This is a genomic window from Serratia sp. CY81684, from assembly GCF_052166595.1.
GTDB lineage: Bacteria > Pseudomonadota > Gammaproteobacteria > Enterobacterales > Enterobacteriaceae > Serratia > Serratia nematodiphila.
In genome coordinates this window covers 470,582-494,539 of record NZ_JBJNOO010000003.1, presented here as the reverse complement: position 1 = coordinate 494,539, position 23,958 = coordinate 470,582, and the positions used below count along the sequence as shown (strand labels likewise).

At 61.4% G+C, this 23,958-nt stretch carries 20 protein-coding genes; 7 read left to right on the top strand and 13 right to left on the bottom strand.

Annotated features, from left to right (window positions below):
- Positions 1 to 140 precede the first annotated feature (140 nt).
- Entirely contained in the window at positions 141 to 2,783 is a 2,643-nt protein-coding gene (gyrA, locus tag ACJ8QF_RS10200; RefSeq protein ID WP_004935906.1) for a DNA topoisomerase (ATP-hydrolyzing) subunit A, read from the bottom strand.
- Positions 2,784 to 2,995: 212 nt separating this feature from the next.
- Between gyrA and ubiG the strand changes: the two genes are divergently transcribed.
- The 4 genes from ubiG (at position 2,996) to yfaE (ending at position 7,910) form a co-directional block, all read left to right on the top strand.
- Complete coding sequence (gene ubiG, locus ACJ8QF_RS10195; RefSeq protein WP_004935909.1) at positions 2,996 to 3,721, top strand: bifunctional 2-polyprenyl-6-hydroxyphenol methylase/3-demethylubiquinol 3-O-methyltransferase UbiG; 726 nt, start codon at positions 2,996 to 2,998, stop codon at positions 3,719 to 3,721.
- 438 nt (positions 3,722 to 4,159) lie between these two features.
- A complete protein-coding gene (gene nrdA, locus ACJ8QF_RS10190) occupies positions 4,160 to 6,448 on the top strand; it encodes a class 1a ribonucleoside-diphosphate reductase subunit alpha (RefSeq protein ID WP_004935912.1) in 2,289 nt (762 codons plus the stop codon).
- Between the two features lie 67 nt (positions 6,449 to 6,515).
- Complete coding sequence (gene nrdB / locus ACJ8QF_RS10185) at positions 6,516 to 7,646, top strand: class Ia ribonucleoside-diphosphate reductase subunit beta (RefSeq protein ID WP_004935915.1); 1,131 nt, start codon at positions 6,516 to 6,518, stop codon at positions 7,644 to 7,646.
- 3 nt (positions 7,647 to 7,649) lie between these two features.
- Positions 7,650 to 7,910 carry a class I ribonucleotide reductase maintenance protein YfaE gene (gene yfaE / locus ACJ8QF_RS10180; protein WP_004935919.1) on the top strand — a complete coding sequence of 87 codons (261 nt, stop codon included), beginning with the start codon at positions 7,650 to 7,652 and terminating at the stop codon, positions 7,908 to 7,910.
- Between the two features lie 59 nt (positions 7,911 to 7,969).
- Here yfaE and ACJ8QF_RS10175 read toward each other — a convergent pair whose 3' ends face one another.
- Positions 7,970 to 8,122, bottom strand: a complete 153-nt coding sequence (locus ACJ8QF_RS10175) for a Hok/Gef family protein (protein WP_004935921.1) — start codon at positions 8,120 to 8,122, stop codon at positions 7,970 to 7,972.
- A gap of 231 nt (positions 8,123 to 8,353) precedes the next feature.
- A complete protein-coding gene (locus ACJ8QF_RS10170) occupies positions 8,354 to 9,070 on the bottom strand; it encodes an AraC family transcriptional regulator (RefSeq protein ID WP_228392533.1) in 717 nt (238 codons plus the stop codon).
- A 221-nt stretch (positions 9,071 to 9,291) separates the two neighbouring features.
- Here ACJ8QF_RS10170 and ACJ8QF_RS10165 point away from each other — a divergent pair, with 221 nt between their 5' ends.
- A complete protein-coding gene (locus tag ACJ8QF_RS10165) occupies positions 9,292 to 10,500 on the top strand; it encodes an FAD-dependent oxidoreductase (protein WP_257214276.1) in 1,209 nt (402 codons plus the stop codon).
- 3 nt (positions 10,501 to 10,503) lie between these two features.
- Here the strand turns inward: ACJ8QF_RS10165 and ACJ8QF_RS10160 are convergent, their stop codons facing one another.
- Positions 10,504 to 11,700, bottom strand: coding sequence for a nicotinamide mononucleotide deamidase-related protein YfaY (locus ACJ8QF_RS10160; protein ID WP_004935929.1), 1,197 nt, complete (start codon positions 11,698 to 11,700; stop codon positions 10,504 to 10,506).
- A gap of 245 nt (positions 11,701 to 11,945) precedes the next feature.
- On the opposite strand from ACJ8QF_RS10160, the gene tyrP reads away from it, so the two are divergent.
- A complete protein-coding gene (tyrP, locus tag ACJ8QF_RS10155) occupies positions 11,946 to 13,154 on the top strand; it encodes a tyrosine transporter TyrP (protein WP_004935940.1) in 1,209 nt (402 codons plus the stop codon).
- A 61-nt stretch (positions 13,155 to 13,215) separates the two neighbouring features.
- Here tyrP and ACJ8QF_RS10150 read toward each other — a convergent pair whose 3' ends face one another.
- A complete protein-coding gene (locus ACJ8QF_RS10150; protein WP_004935943.1) occupies positions 13,216 to 13,755 on the bottom strand; it encodes a YfaZ family outer membrane protein in 540 nt (179 codons plus the stop codon).
- 338 nt (positions 13,756 to 14,093) lie between these two features.
- Here ACJ8QF_RS10150 and katA point away from each other — a divergent pair, with 338 nt between their 5' ends.
- Positions 14,094 to 15,530 carry a catalase KatA gene (katA, locus tag ACJ8QF_RS10145; protein ID WP_015378563.1) on the top strand — a complete coding sequence of 479 codons (1,437 nt, stop codon included), beginning with the start codon at positions 14,094 to 14,096 and terminating at the stop codon, positions 15,528 to 15,530.
- Positions 15,531 to 15,573: 43 nt separating this feature from the next.
- Here the strand turns inward: katA and menE are convergent, their stop codons facing one another.
- The 8 genes from menE to idnO form a co-directional block, all read right to left on the bottom strand.
- Entirely contained in the window at positions 15,574 to 16,959 is a 1,386-nt protein-coding gene (menE, locus tag ACJ8QF_RS10140) for an o-succinylbenzoate--CoA ligase (protein ID WP_131164978.1), read from the bottom strand.
- On the bottom strand, positions 16,947 to 17,930 hold the full coding sequence (gene menC, locus ACJ8QF_RS10135; RefSeq protein ID WP_131164979.1) for an o-succinylbenzoate synthase: 984 nt from the start codon (positions 17,928 to 17,930) through the stop codon (positions 16,947 to 16,949). The genes menE and menC overlap by 13 nt, the downstream gene beginning before the upstream one ends.
- Positions 17,930 to 18,787: a 1,4-dihydroxy-2-naphthoyl-CoA synthase gene (gene menB / locus ACJ8QF_RS10130; RefSeq protein WP_004935954.1), complete on the bottom strand. Its 858-nt coding sequence runs from the start codon at positions 18,785 to 18,787 to the stop codon at positions 17,930 to 17,932. The genes menC and menB overlap by 1 nt, the downstream gene beginning before the upstream one ends.
- 11 nt (positions 18,788 to 18,798) lie before the next feature.
- The gene (gene menH / locus ACJ8QF_RS10125; RefSeq protein WP_004935957.1) at positions 18,799 to 19,569 is read right to left on the bottom strand and encodes a 2-succinyl-6-hydroxy-2,4-cyclohexadiene-1-carboxylate synthase; all 771 of its coding nucleotides are present in this window, start codon (positions 19,567 to 19,569) and stop codon (positions 18,799 to 18,801) included.
- Positions 19,566 to 21,242, bottom strand: coding sequence for a 2-succinyl-5-enolpyruvyl-6-hydroxy-3-cyclohexene-1-carboxylic-acid synthase (gene menD, locus ACJ8QF_RS10120; protein WP_131164980.1), 1,677 nt, complete (start codon positions 21,240 to 21,242; stop codon positions 19,566 to 19,568). Before menD ends, menH begins: the two co-directional genes overlap by 4 nt.
- 379 nt (positions 21,243 to 21,621) lie before the next feature.
- Entirely contained in the window at positions 21,622 to 21,933 is a 312-nt protein-coding gene (gene elaB / locus ACJ8QF_RS10115; protein WP_004935964.1) for a stress response protein ElaB, read from the bottom strand.
- Between the two features lie 81 nt (positions 21,934 to 22,014).
- On the bottom strand, positions 22,015 to 23,046 hold the full coding sequence (gene idnD, locus ACJ8QF_RS10110) for an L-idonate 5-dehydrogenase (protein WP_049189225.1): 1,032 nt from the start codon (positions 23,044 to 23,046) through the stop codon (positions 22,015 to 22,017).
- A 22-nt stretch (positions 23,047 to 23,068) separates the two neighbouring features.
- Complete coding sequence (gene idnO, locus ACJ8QF_RS10105) at positions 23,069 to 23,833, bottom strand: gluconate 5-dehydrogenase (protein ID WP_033632515.1); 765 nt, start codon at positions 23,831 to 23,833, stop codon at positions 23,069 to 23,071.
- Between the last annotated feature and the right edge of the window lie 125 nt (positions 23,834 to 23,958).

Sequence of the window (23,958 nt, the reverse complement as noted above, 5' to 3'; positions counted from 1 at the left end):
GGCGCGCGTTGTCGCCGGCGCGGCGGCCGGCGGCTCGGTGCGCCAATTAAACCATATAACTGAAAAAGGGCCTAGCATCGCTGCCAGGCCCTTTCGTCTCAGTGCATTACGGTGTCGGCATGCCGACGCCCTCACCTTGCTTAAACGTTGTCGTCGTCCATCGGCTCAGCCGCGTCGTCGCCATCGTCCAGCGGCGTGGTGTCTTCTTCCACCGCTTCCGCGCCCGGTTCCAGGCTGTCCAGCTCTTCGTCTTCCACCGGTTCGGCCACGCGCTGCAGACCGACGACGTTTTCGTCTTCCGCCGTGCGGATCAGCGTCACGCCCTGGGTGTTACGACCGACCACGCTGACTTCCGAAACGCGGGTACGCACCAGCGTGCCGGCATCGGTGATCATCATGATCTGGTCGCTGGTTTCCACCTGTACGGCGCCGACCACCTGGCCGTTACGCTCGCTCACCTTGATGGAGATAACCCCCTGGGTGGCGCGTGACTTGGTCGGATATTCGGTCACCGCGGTGCGTTTACCGAAGCCGTTTTGCGTCACGGTCAGGATGTCACCCTCGCCGCGCGGCACGATCAGGGAGATCACGCTGTCGCCTTCGCCGAGGTTGATGCCGCGCACGCCGGTTGCGGTACGGCCCATCGAACGCACCTGCGTTTCCGGGAAGCGCACCACTTTACCGTTGGCGGAGAACAGCATCACTTCGTTGCTGCCGTCGGTCAGATCGACGCCGATCAGCTCGTCGCCCTCGTTGAGGTTGACGGCGATGATGCCGGCGCTGCGTGGGCGGCTGAACTCGGTCAGCGCGGTTTTCTTCACGGTACCGCTGGCGGTGGCCATGAACACGTGGCGCCCTTCTTCATACTCGCGCACCGGCAGAATGGCGGTGATACGCTCGTCGGCTTCCAGCGGCAGCAGGTTGACGATTGGGCGACCGCGCGCGCCACGGCTGGCTTCAGGCAGTTGGTACACCTTCATCCAATACAGGCGGCCACGGCTGGAGAAGCACAGGATCGTATCGTGGGTGTTGGCCACCAGCAGGCGATCGATAAAGTCTTCTTCTTTAATACGCGCGGCGGACTTGCCTTTGCCGCCGCGGCGCTGCGCTTCATAGTCGGACAGCGGCTGATACTTCACGTAACCCTGGTGAGACAGGGTCACCACCACATCTTCCTGGTTGATCAGGTCTTCGATGTTGATGTCGGAAGTATTGGCGGTGATCTCGGTGCGACGGCCGTCGTTGTACAGCTCTTTGACCGCCACCAGCTCTTCGCGGATCACTTCCATCAGGCGCTCTGGGCTTTCCAGAATAAAGATCAGCTCGGCGATAAAGTTGAGCAGTTCTTTATATTCGTCCAGCAGCTTCTCGTGCTCCAGGCCGGTCAGTTTCTGCAGGCGCAGATCCAGAATCGCCTGAGCCTGCTGCTCGGTCAGGTAGTATTTGCCGTCGCGGATGCCGAACTCCGGCTCCAGCCACTCAGGGCGAGCGGCGTCGTCACCGGCGCGTTCCAGCATGGCGCTGACGTTGCCCAGATCCCACGGCTGCGCCACCAGCGCGACTTTCGCTTCCGCCGGGGTCGGCGCACGGCGAATCAGCTCGATGATCGGATCGATGTTAGCCAACGCGATAGCCAGCGCTTCCAGGATATGGGCGCGGTCACGGGCCTTGCGCAGTTCGAAGATGGTGCGGCGGGTGACCACTTCGCGGCGGTGACGCACGAAGGCTTCGAGGATATCTTTCAGGTTCAGCAGCTTAGGCTGCCCCTGATGCAGCGCGACCATGTTGATGCCGAAGGTAACCTGCAGCTGCGTCAGCGCATACAGGTTGTTCAGCACCACTTCGCCAACCGCGTCGCGTTTGACTTCGATCACGATGCGCATGCCGTCTTTATCGGACTCGTCACGCAGCGCGCTGATACCTTCCACGCGTTTTTCTTTCACCAGCTCGGCGATCTTTTCGATCAGACGCGCCTTGTTCACCTGATACGGGATCTCGTGAACGATGATGGTTTCGCGCCCGGTTTTGGCGTCGGCTTCCACTTCCGCGCGCGCGCGCAGGTAGACTTTGCCGCGCCCGGTGCGGTAGGCCTCTTCAATGCCGCGACGTCCGTTGATGATCGCCGCCGTCGGGAAGTCCGGCCCTGGGATGTGTTCCATCAGCCCTTCGATGCTGATGTTTTCATCGTCGATATAGGCCAGGCAGCCGTTGACGACTTCCGCCAGGTTGTGCGGCGGAATATTTGTGGCCATGCCCACGGCGATGCCCGACGAGCCGTTGACCAGCAGGTTCGGGATCTTGGTCGGCATGACGGCCGGGATCTGCTCGGTGCCATCATAGTTAGGCACGAAGTCGACGGTTTCTTTTTCCAGATCCGCCAACAGTTCGTGAGCAATCTTGGACATGCGCACTTCGGTATAACGCATCGCCGCCGCGGAGTCGCCGTCGACGGAACCGAAGTTACCCTGGCCGTCCACCAGCATGTAGCGCAGTGAAAACGGCTGAGCCATACGCACGATAGTGTCGTAAACCGCGCTGTCACCGTGCGGGTGATATTTACCGATCACGTCCCCGACGACACGGGCCGATTTCTTGTATGGTTTATTCCAGTCGTTACCCAATACGCTCATCGCGTACAGAACGCGGCGGTGAACCGGCTTCAGTCCATCACGAACATCTGGCAGCGCACGTCCGACAATAACGGACATCGCATAGTCCAGATACGAGTTTTTCAACTCGTCTTCGATGTTTACCGGTGTGATTTCTCTGGCAAGGTCGCTCATGGAGCTGCTATCCCTCTACTAATGATTCATCTGCCCGCTGCCATAGTGGCAAAGGTGTAAAACTATATCACAAAGCACGCTTTACGGGAAAATAACCGCCGCTGTTTCACGGAAATTGTGCAGATAAGTGCGCTAAAAACGCATCGGCACAGACGATGCCGCGCCGGAACATGTATAATCCGCGCAACGAGAACAAGGAGCCAGACAAGCCCATGAACGCAGAATCATCCAGCCGAGTGCAAAACGTTGACCACCAGGAAATCGCCAAGTTCGAGGCCGTCGCCTCCCGCTGGTGGGATCTGGAAGGCGAGTTCAAACCGCTGCACCGCATCAACCCGCTGCGCCTGAACTACATCATGCAGCGCGCCGGCGGCATTTTTGACAAGCAGGTGCTCGACGTGGGCTGCGGCGGCGGCATTCTGGCGGAGAGCATGGCGCGCGAAGGCGCCAAGGTAACCGGGCTGGACATGGGCGCGGAGCCGCTGCAGGTCGCCCGGCTGCACGCGCTGGAAAGCGGCATGGACGTCACCTATGTGCAGGAGACGGTGGAAAGCCACGCTCAGGCCAACCCGCAGCGCTACGACGTGGTCACCTGCATGGAGATGCTGGAGCACGTGCCGGATCCGGCCTCGGTGGTGCGCGCCTGCGCCCAACTGGTGAAACCGGGCGGCCACGTGTTCTTCTCCACCATCAACCGCAACACCAAAGCCTGGCTGATGGCGGTGATCGGCGCGGAGTACGTGCTGAAGATGGTGCCGCAGGGCACCCACGATCATAAGAAGTTTATTCGCCCTTCCGAATTGATCGGCTGGGTCGACGGCACGCCGCTGCGCGAAAAGCACATGATCGGCCTGCATTACAACCCGATCACCGATCATTTCAAGCTTGGGCGCAACGTTGACGTGAACTACATGGTGCACACCCAGCACGAAGGCTGAGCGCTGTAAACCGCGCCGGCCCTGCGTTATCGGGGTTCGGCGCCAACGCGCTGTTAGGAAAAATACCTAATTTCCGCGACTTCGATCAAAATCGTGGTTGTAGACAGTTTTTTAGAATATTAAATCAGATCAATATGCCGTTTTTTTCTAACGTTTAATAAAGCGCCAAACGATCGGTTTTTTCAGTTTTTCAGTAAAATCTGATCTCGCTTATTGACAAGCTTGTCGCGCCAGTCACGGCGCGCACTGCGAACGGCAAGTTACATTTCACCCCCAAGTTATCCACAAATTAGGCCGGTTTTGTTCACTTGCAAACGCCGTTTTTTCTCACTATCTTGTTACCTCACCGACATACAACCCCTATATATAGTGTTTACATACTGAGCAGAGCGACTACACTTCTGCTTAGGGGCACCATACGGACAGGTAAAACACCACATGAACCAAAGTCTGCTTGTAACTAAACGCGATGGCCGTAAAGAGCGCATCAACCTCGACAAAATCCACCGGGTCATCGATTGGGCCGCAGAAGGATTGCACAACGTCTCGGTTTCTCAAGTAGAGTTGCGTTCCCACATTCAGTTTTATGACGGCATCAAAACCGCCGACATTCACGAAACCATCATCAAAGCCGCTGCCGATCTGATCTCCCGCGATGCGCCGGACTATCAGTACCTGGCCGCTCGCCTGGCGATCTTCCACCTGCGTAAAAAGGCTTACGGCCAGTTCGAACCGCCGAAGCTGCACGCTCACGTGACCCGCATGGTCGAGATGGGCAAATACGATAAACATCTGCTGGAAGACTACAGCGCTGAAGAGTTCGAGCAGATGGACTCCTTTATCGATCACTGGCGCGACATGAACTTCTCTTATGCCGCCGTCAAGCAGCTGGAAGGCAAGTATCTGGTGCAGAACCGCGTCAGCGGCGAGATCTACGAAAGCGCCCAGTTCCTGTACATGCTGGTGTCTGCGTGCCTGTTCTCCAACTACCCGCGTGAAACTCGTCTGGACTACGTCAAACGTTTCTACGACGCGATTTCCACCTTCAAGATTTCGCTGCCTACGCCGATCATGTCCGGCGTACGCACCCCAACCCGCCAGTTCAGCTCCTGCGTGCTGATCGAGTGCGGCGACAGCCTGGACTCCATCAACGCCACCTCCAGCGCCATTGTGAAATACGTTTCGCAACGCGCCGGCATCGGCATCAACGCCGGCCGCATCCGCGCGCTGGGCAGCCCGATCCGTGGCGGGGAAGCTTTCCATACCGGCTGCATCCCGTTCTACAAACACTTCCAGACCGCCGTCAAATCCTGCTCGCAGGGCGGCGTGCGCGGTGGCGCGGCAACGCTGTTCTACCCGATGTGGCACCTGGAAGTGGAAAGCCTGCTGGTGCTGAAAAACAACCGCGGCGTTGAAGGCAACCGCGTGCGTCACATGGACTACGGCGTGCAGCTGAACCGCCTGATGTACCAGCGTCTGATCAAGGGCGAAGACATCACCCTGTTCAGCCCGTCCGACGTGCCGGGGCTTTATGACGCATTCTTCGCCGATCAGGACGAATTCGAGCGTCTGTACACCCAGTACGAAAAAGACGACAGCATTCGCCAGAAGCGCGTGAAAGCGGTTGAGCTGTTCTCGCTGATGATGCAAGAACGCGCCTCTACCGGCCGCATCTACATCCAGAACGTCGACCACTGCAACACCCACAGCCCGTTCGATCCGCAGATCGCGCCGGTGCGTCAGTCCAACCTGTGCCTGGAAATCGCCCTGCCGACCAAGCCGCTGGAAGACGTCAACGACGAGAACGGCGAAATTGCGCTGTGCACCCTGTCCGCCTTCAACCTGGGCGCGATCGACAGCCTGGACGATCTGGAAGAGCTGGCGACCCTGGCGGTGCGTTCACTCGACGCCCTGCTGGATTATCAGGATTATCCGATCAAGGCCGCGCACCGTGGCGCGATGGGGCGTCGCACCCTGGGCATTGGCGTGATCAACTTCGCCTATTACCTGGCGAAGAACGGCGTGCGCTACTCCGATGGCAGCGCCAACAACCTGACCCACAAAACGTTCGAAGCCATTCAGTACTACCTGCTGAAAGCCTCCAACCGCCTGGCTCAGGAACAAGGCGCTTGCCCGTGGTTCAAAGAAACCACCTATTCGCAGGGTATCCTGCCGATCGACACCTACAAGAAAGACCTGGATGCGATCTGCAACGAACCGCTGCACTACGACTGGGAAACCCTGCGTAAAGAGATCCAGGAAACCGGTCTGCGCAACTCGACGCTGTCCGCCCTGATGCCGTCGGAAACCTCTTCGCAGATTTCCAACGCCACCAACGGCATCGAGCCGCCGCGCGGCCACATCAGCATCAAGGCGTCGAAAGACGGCATCCTGCGCCAGGTGGTGCCGGAGTATGAGCGTCTGAAAGACAACTACGAGCTGCTGTGGGAAATGCCGAGCAACGACGGCTATCTGCAGCTGGTGGGGCTGATGCAGAAATTCATCGACCAGTCGATTTCGGCCAACACCAACTACGATCCGACCCGCTTCCCGGGCGGCAAGGTGCCGATGAAGCAGCTGTTGAAAGACCTGCTCACCACCTACAAGTTCGGCGTGAAAACGCTGTACTACCAAAACACCCGCGACGGCGCGGAAGACGCCCAGGAAGATTTGCAGCCTGCCAAGGCCGGCGATGACGACTGCGAAAGCGGCGCCTGCAAGATCTAAAGTTTGACCTAGCGGGCCGGAATTTTCCGGCCCCTTCATTTAGCCACGTTACGATGGATTCAGGCTTATGGCTTACACCACTTTTTCTCAGACCAAAAACGATCAGCTGCAAGAGCCGATGTTCTTCGGCCAATCGGTAAACGTTGCGCGTTTCGACCAGCAAAAGCATGAAATCTTCGAAAAACTGATCGAAAAACAGCTCTCCTTCTTCTGGCGCCCGGAAGAGGTTGACGTCTCTCGCGATCGCATCGATTATCAGGCGCTGCCGGAGCACGAGAAGCACATCTTCATCAGCAACCTGAAGTATCAGACGCTGCTGGACTCCATTCAGGGCCGCAGCCCGAACGTCGCCCTGCTGCCGCTGATCTCGATCCCTGAACTGGAAACCTGGGTGGAAACCTGGTCGTTCTCCGAGACCATCCACTCCCGTTCCTACACCCACATCATCCGCAACATCGTCAACGATCCGGCGCTGGTGTTCGACGACATCGTCACCAACGAAGAGATCAAGAAGCGCGCGAAAGACATTTCCGGCTACTACGACGATCTGATCGAGATGACCAGCTACTATCACCTGCTGGGTGAAGGCACCCACCAGGTGAACGGTAAAACCGTCACCGTCAATCTGCGTGCGCTGAAGAAGCAGTTGTACCTGTGCCTGATGAGCGTGAACGCGCTGGAAGCGATCCGCTTCTACGTCAGCTTTGCCTGCTCCTTCGCGTTCGCCGAGCGCGAATTGATGGAAGGCAACGCCAAGATCATCAAACTGATCGCCCGCGACGAAGCGCTGCACCTGACCGGCACCCAGCACATGCTGAACCTGATGCGTTCCGGTGCGGACGATCCTGAAATGGCGGAGATCGCCGAGGAGTGCCAGCAAGAGTGCTACGATCTGTTCGTGCTGGCCGCTCAGCAGGAGAAAGAGTGGGCGGAATACCTGTTCCGCGACGGCTCGATGATTGGCCTGAACAAAGACATCCTGTGCCAGTATGTGGAATACATCACCAATATCCGCATGCAGGCGGTCGGCCTCGGTCTGCCGTTCGAAACCCGCTCCAACCCGATCCCGTGGATCAACGCCTGGTTGGTGTCCGACAACGTGCAGGTAGCGCCGCAGGAAGTGGAAGTGAGCTCCTACCTGGTTGGCCAGATCGACTCGGAGATCAACGCCGACGACCTGAGCGACTTCGAACTGTAAGCGATGGCGACGCCAACCGTAACGCTGCGCGCCGCCGGCACGCAGCTCTCTTGCCCTAACAGTGAGAACTGCCTGCTCGACGTGCTGGAACGGCACGACGTGCAGGTGGAGTACCAATGCCGCTCCGGCTATTGCGGCGCCTGCCGCCTGAAGCTGGTGAAAGGCGAAGTGGCCTACCGCCAACAGCCGCTGGCGTTTATCAACGCCGGTGAAATCCTGCCCTGCTGCTGCATGCCGCTGACGGATATCGAGCTGGAAATGTAAAGTCGGGTGCCGGAAACCGCGCCTGGAGACCAGAAGGCGGGGTTGCCCCCGCCCTAGGATTACCGCTTCACCTCACACGCCAACCTGATCAGGATAGTGATATTTTCCTGGTAGATTTTCAGCTCGCACAGCGAGTCTCTTATCATCCAGATAAATAACAAAACCGTAATACATACAACGGTTAGCGAGTGAAACACATGCCTTAAGCGCATGCTTGCCTCCTTGCTGTGAAGGGGCTACCATACCGGTGTCTAGGCGGTATGTGCAGCCCCATTCTGATTGAGAGTCAGTCTGGGGCTTTCATCTATCCGCCTTGTCACACAATGCCCAAGACGAACAGTCTCAAGCACCCGTCAAGAGAGTAACAGCATTCCCTCACCGCGAATATCCCCTATAAGATTATGATTAATCAGGGATATATAACTATCCTCAAAGTATCTCGCTTAGCGCCCCTTTCCCGCCGATGTGGAAAAATAACGCGCCGGGGAATCGCCGAAGGCTTTACGAAACATGGCGATAAAATTGCTCGGCGAGGCATACCCCAGCGCCTCCGCAATCTGCAGCACCGTTTCGCCTTCGGCCAGCTTCGCCAATGCATATGACAACCGGGCCTGCTGACGCCACTGGGCAAAACTCAACCCCGTCTCGCCGATCATCAGCCGCCGCAGGGTACGCGGCGACATCGCCCCCCATTCAGCCCACGCCTCCAGTGAACGTTCGCTCCCCGGTTGCGCCAGCAAGGCCTGCAGAACGCCGGCCAGGCGCGGATGGGACGACATCGGCAAATACAGCGGCTCCGTCGGCGCCTGACGTATCTCATCCCGCATCACCTGCGCCATACGATCCTGCTCCAGGGTAAGCGCGCAGCGTTTATCCCAGCCTTCCGCACGCTGAGCCAGCGCCTGCAGCACGGCGCTGATGCCGATAACGCAAGGTGTATTCGACAGATCGTGGCAGGCCTCCGGCGCCAGCAGCAAACTCCAGCCGCTCAGCGCGCCGCAGACCTGCACCCGGTGCTCCGTCGCCGGCGGGATCCAACCCGCCCGCTGCGGCGGCAGCACCCAATCACCCTGCGCCGTGCGTACATGCAGCAAGCCGCTTTCGACGCACAGCAACTGCCCGCGCACATGCTGATGCCAGTCGTATTCTCGCGTGCCCAACCGATACTCCCGGCCTGCCGCGTCGCGGCCGCCAAGAGCGATAAGCCAGGGGCCCGCGGACCATTCGCTGCAGTCAGCGTCGAGGGCGTGAAGGTTCGCATTCATATTGGCCACTAATCACTATTTTTAGTCCAGATACCGTTATACCAACCTTTTCCCGCGCCGACATAATGAAATGCTTCCGGCCGCGACCGTCTGTGGCCACTGTTTCACGAGGGAACATGATGACAACACTCAGCATTGGCATTATCGGCGCAGGGCCCGGCGGCCTGTGTCTGGCTCAGGGACTGCGCCGCTTCGGCATCCACGCCACGGTATTTGAACGCGACGCCACACCGCAGGCGCGCGATCAGGGCTACCGGCTGCGCATCGATCCGTCGGGCCAGCAGGCGCTGGCCGCCTGCCTGCCGCCGGCACACTACCGGTTGCTCTGCGCCGGCAGCGCGCAAAACAGCGGCGAGAGCAATCTATGGGATCCGCAGCTTGCCCCGCTCATCGGCCGGCGCCCCGAGCACTGGTTGCCCTCCAGCCAGCACCAAACGCAAGAACCGGGCGGCGATCTCGGCATTCATCGCCAAACGCTGCGCGAGATCCTGCTTGCCGGCCTGCAAGACCGGGTGCGTTTCGGCCATACCTTGCGTGAATTTGCACAAACGCCGCAGGGTGTGGAACTTCAGTTCGCCAACGGCGAACACGTGCGGGTCGATGTGCTGATCGCCGCCGACGGCGTCAACTCGCTGGTGCGGCGGCGCTGCCTGCCTGAGGCAGGGCCCAAAGACAGCGGCGCGGTCACCCTTTACGGTAAAACGCCGCTAGATGCGGCGACCCGGGCCCAATTGGCCCTTGAGCTGCTGAACGGCGTATCGGTGATCTTCGCCGACGGCGTGTCGCTGGTGGTTGAACCGATGCGCTTTCAGGCCCCCATGGCGCAACTGGCGGCCGACTACGCGCCCGATTGCCGCCTCTCGCCGGTCGACGACTATCTCTATTGGGCCTGTATCGGTTCGGCTGAACGTCTCGGCGGAGCCCCGGGACTGGAGGAGAACACCGCGTTGCAGGCGCGCGTACGGCATATCTCGCAAGGATGGGCGCCCGCCTTGCAAACGGCGTTAGCGCTGGCGGATCCCCTGTCGCTCAGCGTGCGGACGGTACAGGTTACGGCGGCGATGCCGGAATGGCACAGCGAACGCATCGCCTTTCTCGGCGACGCCGTGCACGCCATGAGCCCGGCGGGTGGGCTCGGCGCCAACACCGCACTGGTAGACGCCGCCAGCCTGGCGGCGCATCTGGCGCACTCAGACAGCGCCGCGCAGGCGCTCAGGAACTACGGTACAGAGCTGCAAACGCGAGGCGCCGCGGCAATACGTCTTTCACGCCTGGCGTCCGAACGGCTACAACAAAACAGTGAGGCAGACAACTCAGCGCCATGAGCGTCACTCGATAATTTCCACCACCTCCAGCCAGGCGTTTTTACCGCACGCCTGGCCCCCATTCAGCCAGCGGCGCAGCATATCCAACGCCAGCATCGCCACCGACTCCTGACGCAGCCGCAGGCCGTGGCGCGACGCGCGATAACGCACGGTCTGGCCAATGCCGCCGCGAGGCGTGTGCAGCGCAATACTCACCTGCTCATCGCGCATGGCGCTGACCGCCAACGCCAACGGCGCGCCGGTCAATTCTGCCAGCGAGCGGGCGCGCGCCAGCGTCGTTTCCAGCGTTTCGATGCAGTGCGCCGGCAGCAGCTCGCCACCCGCCAGCGGCGCCCCTTCGCTCTGCAGTTGCAGATTGATCAAACCACCGCTGAACTGCTCGCTCAACGCCAGCTTCAGCCCTTGCTGATTCAGACGCTGCGTCAGCGTCGCCGGCAACCCGTCGGTGCCTTCAAAGATGCAGTTGTCCCCCGCCACTTCGCGCACGCGTCGCCAGGCCAGCTCCATCTCCGCACGCCGGCTTTCCGGCCCGGTCAGCTTCAGTTCGATGATCGGGCTGGAGGAACGGTAACCCAACACCACGTCCGGCGGCAGCGGCATGCCGTCCAGCTCGGCGGCCAGATCGCTCTCGGAGGTGCCGAAGGTCGTCAGGCGCAGGCACAGCGGCGGCGCCGGCAAGGTGAAGCGCTGGCGCAGACGCGGCACGATCTGCTGTTCAACCATCACTTTGAATTCCGACGGCACGCCGGGGGTGAAGAACATCAGGCATTGGTTCAGCTGCAGCGCGAACCCGCAGGCGGTGCCCACCGGGTTATCCAGCATTTCCGCGTTGGCCGGGATCTGCGCCTGCTTGCGGTTGGAAGGGGCCATCGGCCGCCCGCGCTCGGCGAAATAGGCTTCCATGCGCGCCACCCAGTCGGCCCGTTCGACCAGCTCTACGCCGCTGGCTTTCGCGGCGGCCAGCGCGCTGAGATCGTCGCTGGTCGGCCCCAGGCCGCCGTTGACGATCAACACATCGGCGATGTGGCTGCGTTCCTGCAGGATCTCGATCAACGCAGAGAGGCTGTCCCCGACCGTTTCCCGCCCGCTCATCGGCACCCCCTGCTGGAACAGGTAGTCCGCCAGCCAGGCGGCGTTGGTATCAATAATTTGCCCGTGCAGCACCTCATCGCCGGTGCTGAGCATCTCCACCCTTAACATTGATCTCTCCCACATTTTTTGGTCATTCCACTATAGAAGCCCGTAAATAACTTTTCACTAGCCGCCTGCGGATAATTTCAGCCATGGGTTCGTTTCTCATGTGCCATGCCGGTCGCCACGATGTAAACATTTATGTACACCGTGCGTAACGCCGGTTTGACACAAATTAGGGCTTCCACTATCCTGCCATCCTCATAAATCGTTACCTATAATTTTCAAAATCTTTCGGCTGGTAGAGAAAAAACGTGAAGAATCGCACTCTTGGCAGTGTTTTTATCGTGGCGGGCACCACCATTGGCGCCGGGATGCTGGCGATGCCACTGGCGGCGGCCGGCGTCGGCTTCGGCGTCACGCTGGCCTTACTGGTCGGGCTGTGGCTATTGATGTGTTACACCGCGCTGCTGCTGGTAGAGGTTTACCAGCATGAGCAGGCGGATACCGGTCTGGGTACCCTCGCCAAACGTTATCTCGGCGGCGGCGGCCAATGGCTGACCAGCTTCAGCATGATGTTCCTGATGTACGCCCTCACCGCCGCCTACATCAGCGGCGCCGGCGAATTGCTCGCCACCAGCATCAGCCAATGGACATCGCAGGACTTCCCGGTGTCGCTCGGCGTTCTGTTGTTCACCCTGGTGGCCGGTGGCGTAGTGTGCATCGGTACCCACTCGGTCGACTTGTTCAACCGTATCCTGTTCAGCGCCAAAGTGGTATTTCTGGTGGTGATGCTCGGCCTGATGTTGCCGAATATCCACCAAACCAACCTGATGACGTTGCCGCTGGAGCAAGGCCTGGCGCTGTCGGCCATTCCGGTGATCTTCACCTCCTTCGGCTTCCACGGCAGCGTGCCGAGCATCGTCAACTACATGGGCGGCAACATTCGCAAACTGCGCTGGGTGTTTATCATCGGCAGCGCCATCCCGCTGATCGCCTATATCTTCTGGCAGCTGGCGACGCTGGGTAGCATCAGCTCCGACACCTTCGTCGGCATTCTGGCGCAGCAGGCCGGGCTGAACGGCCTGTTGCAGGCGGTGCGTGATGCAGTAGCTTCGCCGCACGTTGAACTGGCGGTGCACCTGTTCGCCGATCTGGCGCTGGCGACCTCGTTCCTCGGCGTGGCGCTTGGGCTGTTCGATTTCCTGGCCGACCTGTTCAAGCGGCAAGATAACGTGCGCGGCCGCCTGCAAACCGGCGCCATCACCTTCCTGCCGCCGCTGGCCTTCGCGCTGTTCTACCCTCGTGGTTTCGTGCTGGCGTTGGGATTCGCCGCCATCGCCCTGTCGGTGCTGGCGCTGCTGCTGCCTTCGCTGCTGGTGTGGAAAACCCGCCAAAAACATCAGGCGCAGTATCGCGTCTGGGGCGGCACCCCAGCGCTGGCGTTGGTGTTTGTCTGCGGGGTAACGGTGATCGCCATCCAACTAGGCATCGCCAGCGGCATGCTGCCGGCGGTCGGGTAAGCGACGAAAGACAAGAAATGATAAAGAGAAAGGGGCCGCAATGGCCCCTTTTTGCTGAGCGTCAGAAGCTCAGACCGACACCGACATAAGGGCCATCGGCCAGGGTGTTGTCGCGACGCCCGTCTTTGCCTTCCATCTGCATGTAACGGTAGCCCACATCCACGCTCAGCGGACGGAACTTCCAGCGCAGGCCGCCGCTGGCTTCGTTATAGGCCTTCACGCCGCTGGTGAAAGACTCAGGGGCAAAGTAACCTTCGCCGTGCAGGCTGAAGTAACGGTTAATCTCCCACTCCAGGCCGCCGCCCAGCGCCACCGCCCCGCCGCTCTTCCCGTCTTTCGGGCTGAGGTACAGCGCTTTGGCGCCCACGGTCGCCGTCAACGGCCCCAGCGGCACGCCGAAGTTCAACCCCACGCTGCCGACGTTGCCGTCATGGTCGCTGCGCGCCCAGTTGCCGGTCAGGCCCAGACCTGAAGAGCCGGTGCTCATGCCAACGCCCAGGTTGGTGTAGTGCTGCCCGGCTTCGCCCGACACGCTGATGGCGTTCGCCGCGCCGGTCACCAACAGCAATCCTGCCGCGCACGCGACCCAAGTCTTTTTCATCATCTTTCCCTCTGGTTTGTCATCCGTACCGAATGATCGAATCAACGCATAATAATAACGTCACGAGTCTATACCAAAGCGCAATGCGTATTTAAGGGATAAAAGCGAAAAAATTCTTCAATAATCAAATAAATGTAAAAATTTGCAAACAAAAATCCATATTCGTCAAGGCGATGCCAACGATAACCGAGACCTATTTGCCGTCGCTCGGCAATAGGGCTACAACTAGTAGTGGCTTTGACCAAGGTCAGGGGAAGAAGCCCCGCCAAAGGACTATGCTGATGAACGCTTAAACCGCCCGAGTCTTTACTTAACTGCACTACGATAAGGAGCAAGTGATGAGCAAGAAAGGACTGACCACCGCAGCCGGCGCCCCGGTTGTCGATAACAATAACGTGATCACCGCAGGCAAACGCGGCCCGATGCTGTTGCAGGACGTGTGGTTCCTGGAAAAACTGGCCCACTTCGACCGTGAAGTCATCCCCGAGCGCCGCATGCACGCCAAGGGATCCGGCGCCTACGGCACCTTTACCGTCACCCACGACATCACCCGCTACACCCGCGCCAAGATCTTCTCCGAAATCGGTAAGCAGACCGACATGTTTATCCGCTTCTCCACCGTCGCCGGTGAACGCGGCGCCGCCGACGCCGAACGCGACATTCGCGGCTTCGCCATGAAGTTCTATACCGAAGAAGGCAACTGGGATCTGGTGGGTAACGATACGCCGGTGTTCTATCTGCGCGATCCGCTGAAATTCCCCGATCTCAACCACGTGGTGAAACGCGATCCGCATACCAACCTGCGCAACCCGGTCTACAAGTGGGACTTCTTCTCCCACCTGCCGGAATCACTGCACCAGCTGACCATCGACTTCAGCGATCGCGGTATTCCGAAGTCCTACCGCCACATGCACGGCTTCGGCAGCCACACCTTCAGCTTTATCAATGCCGCCAACGAGCGCTTCTGGGTGAAATTCCACTTCCGCTGCGAACAAGGCATTGAAAACCTGATGGATGAAGAAGCGGAAGCGATCATCGCCAAGGATCGCGAAAGCTCACAGCGCGATCTGTTCGAGGCGATCAAACGCGGCGACTTCCCGCGCTGGAAGCTGCAAATTCAGATCATGCCAGAACACGAGGCCTCGCAGACGCCGTATAACCCATTCGATCTGACCAAGGTGTGGCCGCACGGCGACTACCCGCTGATCGACGTCGGTTATTTCGAGCTGAACCGCAATCCCGACAACTACTTCTCCGAGGTCGAGCAGGTGGCGATGAACCCCGCCAACGTGGTGCCGGGCATCAGTTTCTCGCCGGATAAAATGCTGCAGGGCCGTCTGTTCTCCTATGGCGATGCGCACCGCTACCGTCTGGGCGTCAACCACCACCAGATCCCGGTGAACGGCGCCAAATGCCCGTTCCACAACTATCATCGCGACGGCGCGATGCGCGTGGACGGTAACAGCGGCAACGGCGCCACCTACGAGCCGAACAGCTTCGGCCTGTTCCAGGAGCAGCCGGACTTCAGCGAACCGCCGTTGAGCATTGAAGGGGCGGCCGACCACTGGAACCATCGTGAAGACGACGATTACTACAGCCAGCCGCGCGCGCTGTTCAACCTGCTGAGCGCCGAAGAGCACCAGCGCATGTTCACCCGCATCGCCGGCGAACTGTCGCAGGTGCCGGAACAGATCCAGCGCCGTCAGGTCGAGCTGTTCACCAAGGTGCACCCGGACTACGGCGCCGGCGTCGCCAAGGCGTTGGGGCTGAAATAACCTCCTGCTGCCATCCACTCAGCCGCCCTTTCGGGCGGCTTTTTTATGCCTGGGAGAGACGCTGCGCCACCCACTGCTGCAACTGGCGGCGCGAAATCTTGATGCCGCCGTTTTTCAGCTCCTCAGGCAGCGGAAGCAATGCCGCCGGGCGTTGGAAATTGGCCAGCTTATCCTGCGACCAGGCGAGCAGCGCCCCCAACGACAGCCCCGGTTCGCCGTCGATCACCGCCACCGGCCGCTGGCCGAATTCAGCGTCCGCCATCGGCACCACAAACGCCTGCGTGATCTGCGGGTGCGCCGCCAGCACGCGTTCGATATCCTCGGGCTGCACCCCTTCGCCGCCGCTGAAAAACAGGTTGTCCAGCCGGCCGAGAATGCGCAGTTCCCCCTCCGCCATCACGCCGCGATCGCGGGTCGCGAACCAGCCCTGCTCATCGGCCAACGGCTGCAGATGCCCATGACGCCAATAGCCGAGCGCCAGGCTGTCGGCGCGGATCCAGACCTCTTCGTCCACCAGCTTTACTTCGCGGCCGCCGAGCGGCAGGCCGACGCCCGGCCGCGCATCGGCGCGCTTGGCGCACACCGTGGAGGCCAGTTCGGTCAGCCCGTAGCCGCACCAGCAGCGGATCCCCGCCGCCTCCGCCCGTTCGGTCAGCTCCACCGGGATCATCGCGCCGCCGAGCAGCACCGCTTTCAACGTCATGCCCGTCAGCGGTTGCGCCAACAGCCGCCAGAGCTGCGTCGGCACCAGCGAGGCGTGCGTGCAGCCAGTCAATGCCTCGGCCAGCGGATGCATTTCGCGCACTGCCAGCCGCGCGCCCGCCGCCAACCAGCGCCAGACGATGCCCTGGCCGGAGACGTGAAACAGCGGCAGTGACAACAGCCAGCAATCCTCGCGTTGAAAATCCATCAGCTGCAACACCCCGGCGGCGCTGGCCAGATGGTTGGCGTAGCTGTGTGCCGCCGCCTTCGGCATGCCGCTGGAACCGGAAGTCAACGTCAGCGTCGCCAGACGCTGCGCATCCCACGTCGGCAGGTCTGGCCAACGCGGCTCGGTCGAGGGCGGGGTCAATCGAATCACGTCCTCCGGCAGCGCCGGCAACGAGTCCGGGCCGAAGACAAAGGTCATATCCAATTCCGGCAACAGCTGCGCCAGCAGCGGTGCTGGCAAGGCGGGATTGAGCGGCAACAGACGCGCGCCGCACTGCAGCAGCGCCAGATAGGCCAGCAGCAGCGGATAGCTGTTTTTACCACACAGCGCCACGCCGCAGCCCGGTTCTACGCCCTGGTGCTGAAAATCCGCCGCCAGTTCATCCACCTGGCTTTGCAACGCCAGCCAGCTCAGCGGTTGTTCGTCGAGCAACAGCGCCGTCGCCTGCGGCTGAAGGCGCGCCCAGTGCCGCCACGGCCAATCGTTCAACGGCGCCATAGGCACTCCAGCGCCGAAACATCCAGCAGCGGCAACGCGCTGCCCGGCCACGGGCGCAGCACCTGCGCCTGCATCAACCCCAGCGTGTCCAGCCCCGGCACGGTGTCTGGCGTCAGCCAATGGGCGATGCGCGCCAGCTGGGTCAACCCCAGGCTGGATTCGAGGCTGGAACTGATCACCGCCGTCAGGCCCGCCGCGTGCGCCTGCGCCACCAGCGTCTGGCAACGCGCCAGGCTGCCGACCAGCGTCGGCTTGATCACGATGGCCGCCACGCCCGGCTCGGCCTGCACCACAAAGTCCGCCTCCCGCACGCTCTCATCCCAGGCGATGGCGATACCGGTCGCCCGGGCGAAGTCGCGCGATTCATCACGGGTCTTGCAGGGCTCTTCCAGGAAGGCGATGCGATCGCGCCACGCTGGGTTAACGTACCTGGCGAAGCCGTCGGCCTTGGCGCGGGTCCAGCTGCGGTTGGCGTCCAGCCGCAGCCGCAGATCCGGCAGCGCCTCCAGCAGCACGTTGACGATCATGCCGTCGCGCACCGCCTCATACAGCCCGACTTTCACCTTGGCGACTTTCTCGCCCGGCAAAGCGCTCAATGTCTCGAACAGCTCGTCCGGATCGCCAGTACACAGCGGCGCCTTGCGGAAATCCGCCTGCGTCGGCAAACGCTGCTCCAGCTCGGCCTGCGCACAGCTGAGCCCAAAGGCCACCGAGGGCAGCTCGCTGTCATCCGGTTCGTTGCCCGCCAGCCACGCCTGCAGCCAGTCCAATGCGGCTCGTTCGGCCTGTTCCAGCGTTTCCCGGCTGAACTCCGGCAGCGGCGCGATCTCGCCCCAGCCTTCACGATCGCCCTGACACAGCTGCACCACCCATCCGTCACGCGTTTTCAACCGCTGATTGCGCAGCACCACGCCCGCCTCCATCGGCAGGCTGTAACGGTATAGCGCCGCGCTGCGGTTTGCCCCGCTCATTACGGGTTACGCTTGAATTTGCTGAAATCCGGCTGGCGCTTCTCGTTGAACGCGTTGCGCCCTTCCTGCCCTTCGTCGGTCATGTAGAACAGCATGGTGGCGTTGCCCGCCAGCTCCTGCAAACCGGCCTGGCCGTCGCAGTCGGCGTTCAGCGCCGCCTTCAGGCAGCGCAGCGCCATCGGGCTGTTCTGCAGCATTTCGCGGCACCAGCGCACCGTCTCTTTTTCCAGATCGGCCAGCGGCACCACGGTATTGACCAGCCCCATGTCCAGCGCGGCGGCGGCGTCGTACTGGCGGCACAGGAACCAGATTTCGCGCGCCTTCTTCTGGCCGACGATGCGCGCCATGTAAGACGCCCCCCAGCCGCCGTCGAACGAGCCCACTTTCGGGCCGGTCTGGCCGAAGATGGCGTTATCCGCCGCGATGGTCAGATCGCACATCATGTGCAACACGTGGCCGCCGCCGATCGAATAGCCGGCCACCATCGCCACCACCGGTTTCGGGCAGGTGCGGATCTGGCGCTGAAAATCCAGCACGTTGAGGTGGTGTACGCCGCTGTCGTCGCGATAGCCGCCGTAGTCGCCGCGCACTTTCTGATCGCCGCCGGAGCAGAAGGCCTTATCGCCGGCGCCGGTGAGAATAATGACGCCGATGCCGTCGTCGTAACGGGCGTTGGCCAGCGCGTCGATCATCTCTTTGACCGTGCGCGGGCGGAACGCATTGCGCACCTGCGGCCGGTTGATGGTGATTTTGGCGATGCCGTCGGCGGACTTGTGATACAGAATGTCTTCGAAATCGCCGGTGCAATCCTGCCAGGCGATGGCGGCATACAGCTGTTCTTCATTCGGATAAAGCATGTTCGGTTCCTTTAACCAGGGTTAACGAGAAAGGTCTGCAGCTCGGCGACGAACTCCTGCGGATTGGCCAGATGCGCGTTGTGGCCGGCCTGCGGCACGATGCGCAACGGCAACCCGGCGTCGCGCGCCAGCCGTTGAAATTTGGGGTCGTTCTCACCGCACAGCACCCGCAGCGGCACGGTCAGTTGGCGCAGCTGCGGCGCCAGATAGGGCTGCCGCCCGAGCGATGTGGCTTCGAGCATGTCGGCGATCGCCGGGCCGTTGTTGACCGAGCGCGCGGCGATCAGCGCCTGGCGGTGCACGTGGCTGAGCTCTTTGAACACCGGTTGCTGATACCAGTCCGCCAGGACTTCGGCAATCGGCTCACTGCGAAAACGCGCCGCCCACCGCGCATCCTGCTCGCAACGGTCGCGGCGCAGTTGTTCGTCCTCTAGCCCTGGATTGCCGCCCTCGACCAGCACGCCTTGCAGACCGTCGTGGCGTCCGTGGCAAGCGTGATACATGGCGATGCGCCCGCCAAGCGAGTAGCCCACCAGCCAATAACGTTCGATATTGCGCAGTTGCAGGGTCGCGGCGATTTGCGCGCTGATGTCGTCGAAGCCGCGGCAGCTCACCGCCACGGAATCGCCGTGGCCGGGCAGATCGATGGCCAACGACGGCCATTCCGGGCAGCGCGCGGCGATCACCCGCCATTCATTGTTGTTGCCGAGCAGGCCATGCAACCATATCAGCCAGGGGCGGCCCGCTTCGCCCTGTTGCAAAATTCGCGTCGCCAGCATCATTGCACCGCCATCTGTTGCACCAGGTCTTGCAGGCTTTCGGCCCCTGCGCTCGGCGACACCTGCAGCTCTATCAACGTGGCGCCGCCGCGCCGCCAGCCTTGCTCAACCGCCTGTTGCAGCTGGCTCCAGTTTTCCGGCCGCGCATAGTCAAGCTGGAACATCGCCGCCGCGTGGCTGAACTCAACGTTCTGCGGCATGCAGTAAAAGCGCTGACGCTCCTCTTCCGGCGTCGGCAGCAGCGAGAAAATTTGGCCGCCATTGTTATTGACGACGATCAGCACCGTCGGCGCCGAACAGTGGCGCAGCAGCGCCAGCGCATTGAGGTCATACAGGGCGGAAAGGTCGCCCACCACCGCCAACGTCGGCCTGGCGGTGGCGCGCTGTACGCCGGCGGCGGTGGAAATCAGACCGTCGATGCCGCTGGCGCCGCGGTTGCTGAATACCGGGTAAGCGGCAGGCAGCATCGTTAACGCGTCGATCAGTCGCACCACCAGGCTGTTGCCGAGAAACAGCTGGCCGTTCTCCGGCAGCAGTTCCGGCAGGCGGTGCGCCAGCTGCGCTTCGCCAAAGTTATCGTGCAGATGCGTGGACGCCGCCGTCAGCGCTTTATCCGCCAGCGCTGCCAGCCCGGCGGCCCACGGCGCGCGCGGTTGCGCGGGATGCTGCGCCAACCACTGCGCCACGCCGGCGCGCAGGCGCCGCCCCCGGTGTTGGGCCGGATCGAGCCGCCCCGGCAGCTCGTCGATAATCCAATATTCTTCCGGCTGACACTGCGCCTGCCATTGCAGCAGGCGTTTGCCGGTCAGGCTGCCGCCGAACTGCACCACCAGCTGCGCATCTTGCAGTACGCGCTGCGCCTGCGGATGCGCGAGCCACAAATCGGCGCAGGGCAGCGGTTGCCCGGTCTGCGACAGCACATCGCCGATCAGCGGCCAGCCCAGCGTTTCGGCCCAGTCGGCCACCTGCGCGCCCTCTTGTGCGCTCATGCGACCGGCCAGCACCACGCCGCGCTTTTGCCGCCAGGAGAACCAGTCCGGCTGCGGCGACGGCGCCGTACGCGTCTCGCTTTCCTGCAGCCACGGACGATCGCTCTGCCACCAGTCGCCCAGCGCGGCGGACCAATCGGCATAGTGACGCTCATCGCCGCCGTACAGCGGTTCGGCGAACGGGCAGTTGATATGCAAAGCGCCATGCTGCAGGCGCGCCATCGCGCTGTCGATGCTGGAGGCCAGCCACGCGGCCGGAATATCCGGCGTCGGACGCGGCAGATCGATCGCCAACATCGGGTGGCTGCTGTAGAGACCGTTTTGACGGATCGCCTGATTGGCGCCGCAGTCGATCAATTCCGGCGGCCGATCGGCGGTGAGAAACACCAGCCGTTCACCGGTCAGGCCGGCTTCGATCAACGCGGGATAAAGGTTCGCCGCCGCGGTGCCGGACGTAACGATCACCGCCACCGGCTCACGCGCCGCCTTCGCCAGCCCGAGCGCCAAATGGCCGAGCCCGCGCTCATCAAAATGGGTATGGCAGATAAACGATCGGTTGGCCGCGGCGGCCAGCGTCAGTGGCGTGGAGCGCGATCCCGGAGCGATACAAACATGCCGCACCCCATGGCGGGCCAGCGCCTCGAGCAGCACAGCCGCCCACCGGCGATTAAAAACACTTGTCGACATAGTTCGCTCACAAGTCAGTTAGCAGAGATCGTCCCCGGCGCAGCCGACGGACGCCGCGCCTGTAGTTACGTTCTGTATTATATGAGGTGTTATTTTCACGGCTTTTGCGCCAGCGCAAGAACGCCGTATATCCCTGGGTGTTTACACCAGATAATTGTTTGATTTAGAACAAAAAACAAACAATTAAAACACAAATACTTTACACTTGCGGCGACGCCGGCTCAATCCGTCCATACAAAAACAAGGGAGATAAAGGCGCTCCAACGGCGGCCAGCGGGAAGTATAGGCGGGATAAGGGAAAGCCAGCGGGGAAACAGCGAGATGAACAACACAGTCTGCAGAAAAGCACGAGGCGGCCTGCGCCGCCCCGATGCCGTCATTATTTACGGGCCAGCAGCAGCCCCAGCACCAGCCCGACGGTGGCACCGATGCCTACGCTGTGCCAGGGTTTATCCCGCACGTAGTCGTCGGTGCGGTGCACCGCTTCTTTGGCGCGCGCATAGTAGGATTCGCCGGTGTTCGCCCAGCGCGCCTTGACCTCACTCAGCGCCTGCTCGGCGTGCGACTTGATGTCAATGTAGGCCTGATCCGCGCGATCGCCGGTGTATTGCAACACTTCTTCCAGCGTCTCGGTCAGCATTCTCAGATCGTCATCCAGCGTAGTTTGCTCAGCATCCGAATGTCTTGCCATAGTGAGATCTCCGTGGTTGAAAAATTAAGCGTTCCTACACTATAGACAAGGATCGTCGCCTGCGGCCATCGGACTTTTACCCTAAAACACCAATTGCACCTTGGCGGCCTGGCGCTTGTCGCCGGCAAACTCCAGCGCCTGCGCCAGTTGGTCCCCGGCGAATTCCGCCGACAACAGCGGCAGCGGATCGACCACATCGCCGGCCAGCCAGGCCACCGCCAGCGCGAATTCCGCCACGAAGCGAAACGATCCGAGCAGGTTCAACTCTTTGGCGATCAACAACATCAGCGGGAAATCAGGGAAACCGCCGCCCATGCCGACCTGCACCACGGTGCCTTTGGCGCGGGTGATCTCCAGACAGCGCTGCAGCGACAGCGGATGTCCCGCCACTTCGAAGGCGACATCGAAATAGCCCTTGTCCTGCTGATAGTCGCTAAAATCGTCGTCCGCGGCATGCAGGCACCGATTGGCCCCCATTTGGCTGGCGATCGCCAGGCAGCGCGGACTGAGATCGGCGCAGACAATCTCGGCGGCGCCCAGCGCTTTCAGCGCCGCCACCAGCAGACAGCCGATCGGGCCGACGCCGGACACGAAGATCTTTTTCCCCGCCACATCGCCGGGCTGCTTCGCCGCGTGAACAGCCACCGCCAGCGGTTCGGCGAACACCATCACCCTGTCGTCGCGATCGGCGGCGTAAGGAATGCACTGCGCGCTATCCACCACTTTGTATTGGGTAAAAGCGCCGTCGACGTGCGGAAAATACATCGCGCTGCCGAAAAAGCGCATCTCGACGCATTGATTGCTTTGCTGCTCCAGACAGTATTTGCACTGCCCGCAGGGTTTGCTGGGATTGAGCGCCACCTTCTGCCCGGCCGGCAACTGCGGCGAATCGCTGGCGACCACCTCACCGATCACCTCATGGCCCAGCACCATCGGCTGACGCACCTGAAAATTGCCGACCTTGCCTTCCTGGAAGTAATGCAGATCCGAGCCGCAGATGCCGCCGCGGCTAATTTTCACCAGCGTTCCCTGCCCTCGATAATCCACTTCTTGCGCGATCACCGCCACGTCTCGCTTGCCTTTGACCACGCAGGACTGAGTTTGAATTTTCATCGCAAGACTCCACGGAAAAAGATTACACCGCCGCCGACATGCCGCCATCGACAAACAGCAGTTGCCCGTTGACGAAGGCGGAGGCGTCGGCAGCCAGGAACACCGCCGCGCCGATCAGCTCCTGCGGATCGCCCCAGCGCGCGGCGGGCGTGCGTTGGGTCAGCCATGCGGTGAAGGCCGGATCGTCGGCCAGCGCCTGCGTCATCTCGGTTTTGAAGTAGCCGGGGGCAATGCCGTTGACCTGAATGTTGTAGCGCGCCAGCTCCACGCACATGCCGCGCGTGAGCATTTTCACCGCCCCTTTGGACGCCGCATAAGGGGTGATGGTGTCGCGGCCCAGCTCACTTTGCATCGAGCCGATGTTGACTATCTTGCCGCGCCGGCGCGGCACCATGTAACGCGCCACGGTCTGCGACACGATGAAGACCGCCTTCTGGTTGACGGCAATGATGTCGTCCCAGTCTTGCTCCGGAAACTCGGTGAACGGGTGGCGGCGCTGGATGCCGGCGTTGTTGATCAAAACGTCTATCGCGCCGATGTCCGCTTCGATACGGTCGATGGCGGCATGCACCGCCTGGGAATCGGTGACATCGAACGCCGCCGCCTCGGCGCGCAGCCCCTCTTCGCGCAAACGTTCGGCGGCGTGCCGGGCATGCTCTTCGGTGGTGGCGTTGACCAGAATATGCGCGCCTTGCTGCGCCAGGCCGCGTGCCAGCAGAAAACCGATGCCGCGCGAGGCGCCGGTGATCAAGACGGTCTTGTTATCCAGTGAAAACAGATTGTTCATAGTGATTCCCGGCCATCAGGCCTCCAATCGGACAGGCTTCTATCTCAGCCGATTGTTACCGGTAAAAACGTGATGGAAATCACTGAAAATCATGTTACGAAACCCTGTTACCCTTAACGTGATCT

What these genes read in the sequence shown, in the direction of transcription:
- ubiG (WP_004935909.1), top strand. Translation starts at nt 2,996, where the DNA reads ATGAACGCAGAATCATCCAGCCGAGTGCAAAACGTTGACCACCAGGAA.
- katA (WP_015378563.1), top strand. Translation starts at nt 14,094, where the DNA reads ATGAGCAAGAAAGGACTGACCACCGCAGCCGGCGCCCCGGTTGTCGAT.
- idnD (WP_049189225.1), bottom strand. Translation starts at nt 23,046, where the DNA reads ATGAAAATTCAAACTCAGTCCTGCGTGGTCAAAGGCAAGCGAGACGTG.
- gyrA (WP_004935906.1), bottom strand. Translation starts at nt 2,783, where the DNA reads ATGAGCGACCTTGCCAGAGAAATCACACCGGTAAACATCGAAGACGAG.
- nrdA (WP_004935912.1), top strand. Translation starts at nt 4,160, where the DNA reads ATGAACCAAAGTCTGCTTGTAACTAAACGCGATGGCCGTAAAGAGCGC.
- menB (WP_004935954.1), bottom strand. Translation starts at nt 18,787, where the DNA reads ATGCTTTATCCGAATGAAGAACAGCTGTATGCCGCCATCGCCTGGCAG.
- idnO (WP_033632515.1), bottom strand. Translation starts at nt 23,833, where the DNA reads ATGAACAATCTGTTTTCACTGGATAACAAGACCGTCTTGATCACCGGC.
- ACJ8QF_RS10160 (WP_004935929.1), bottom strand. Translation starts at nt 11,700, where the DNA reads ATGTTAAGGGTGGAGATGCTCAGCACCGGCGATGAGGTGCTGCACGGG.
- ACJ8QF_RS10150 (WP_004935943.1), bottom strand. Translation starts at nt 13,755, where the DNA reads ATGAAAAAGACTTGGGTCGCGTGCGCGGCAGGATTGCTGTTGGTGACC.
- ACJ8QF_RS10175 (WP_004935921.1), bottom strand. Translation starts at nt 8,122, where the DNA reads ATGCGCTTAAGGCATGTGTTTCACTCGCTAACCGTTGTATGTATTACG.
- ACJ8QF_RS10165 (WP_257214276.1), top strand. Translation starts at nt 9,292, where the DNA reads ATGATGACAACACTCAGCATTGGCATTATCGGCGCAGGGCCCGGCGGC.
- menD (WP_131164980.1), bottom strand. Translation starts at nt 21,242, where the DNA reads ATGTCGACAAGTGTTTTTAATCGCCGGTGGGCGGCTGTGCTGCTCGAG.
- nrdB (WP_004935915.1), top strand. Translation starts at nt 6,516, where the DNA reads ATGGCTTACACCACTTTTTCTCAGACCAAAAACGATCAGCTGCAAGAG.
- menC (WP_131164979.1), bottom strand. Translation starts at nt 17,930, where the DNA reads ATGAGCGGGGCAAACCGCAGCGCGGCGCTATACCGTTACAGCCTGCCG.
- menH (WP_004935957.1), bottom strand. Translation starts at nt 19,569, where the DNA reads ATGATGCTGGCGACGCGAATTTTGCAACAGGGCGAAGCGGGCCGCCCC.
- elaB (WP_004935964.1), bottom strand. Translation starts at nt 21,933, where the DNA reads ATGGCAAGACATTCGGATGCTGAGCAAACTACGCTGGATGACGATCTG.
- menE (WP_131164978.1), bottom strand. Translation starts at nt 16,959, where the DNA reads ATGGCGCCGTTGAACGATTGGCCGTGGCGGCACTGGGCGCGCCTTCAG.
- yfaE (WP_004935919.1), top strand. Translation starts at nt 7,650, where the DNA reads ATGGCGACGCCAACCGTAACGCTGCGCGCCGCCGGCACGCAGCTCTCT.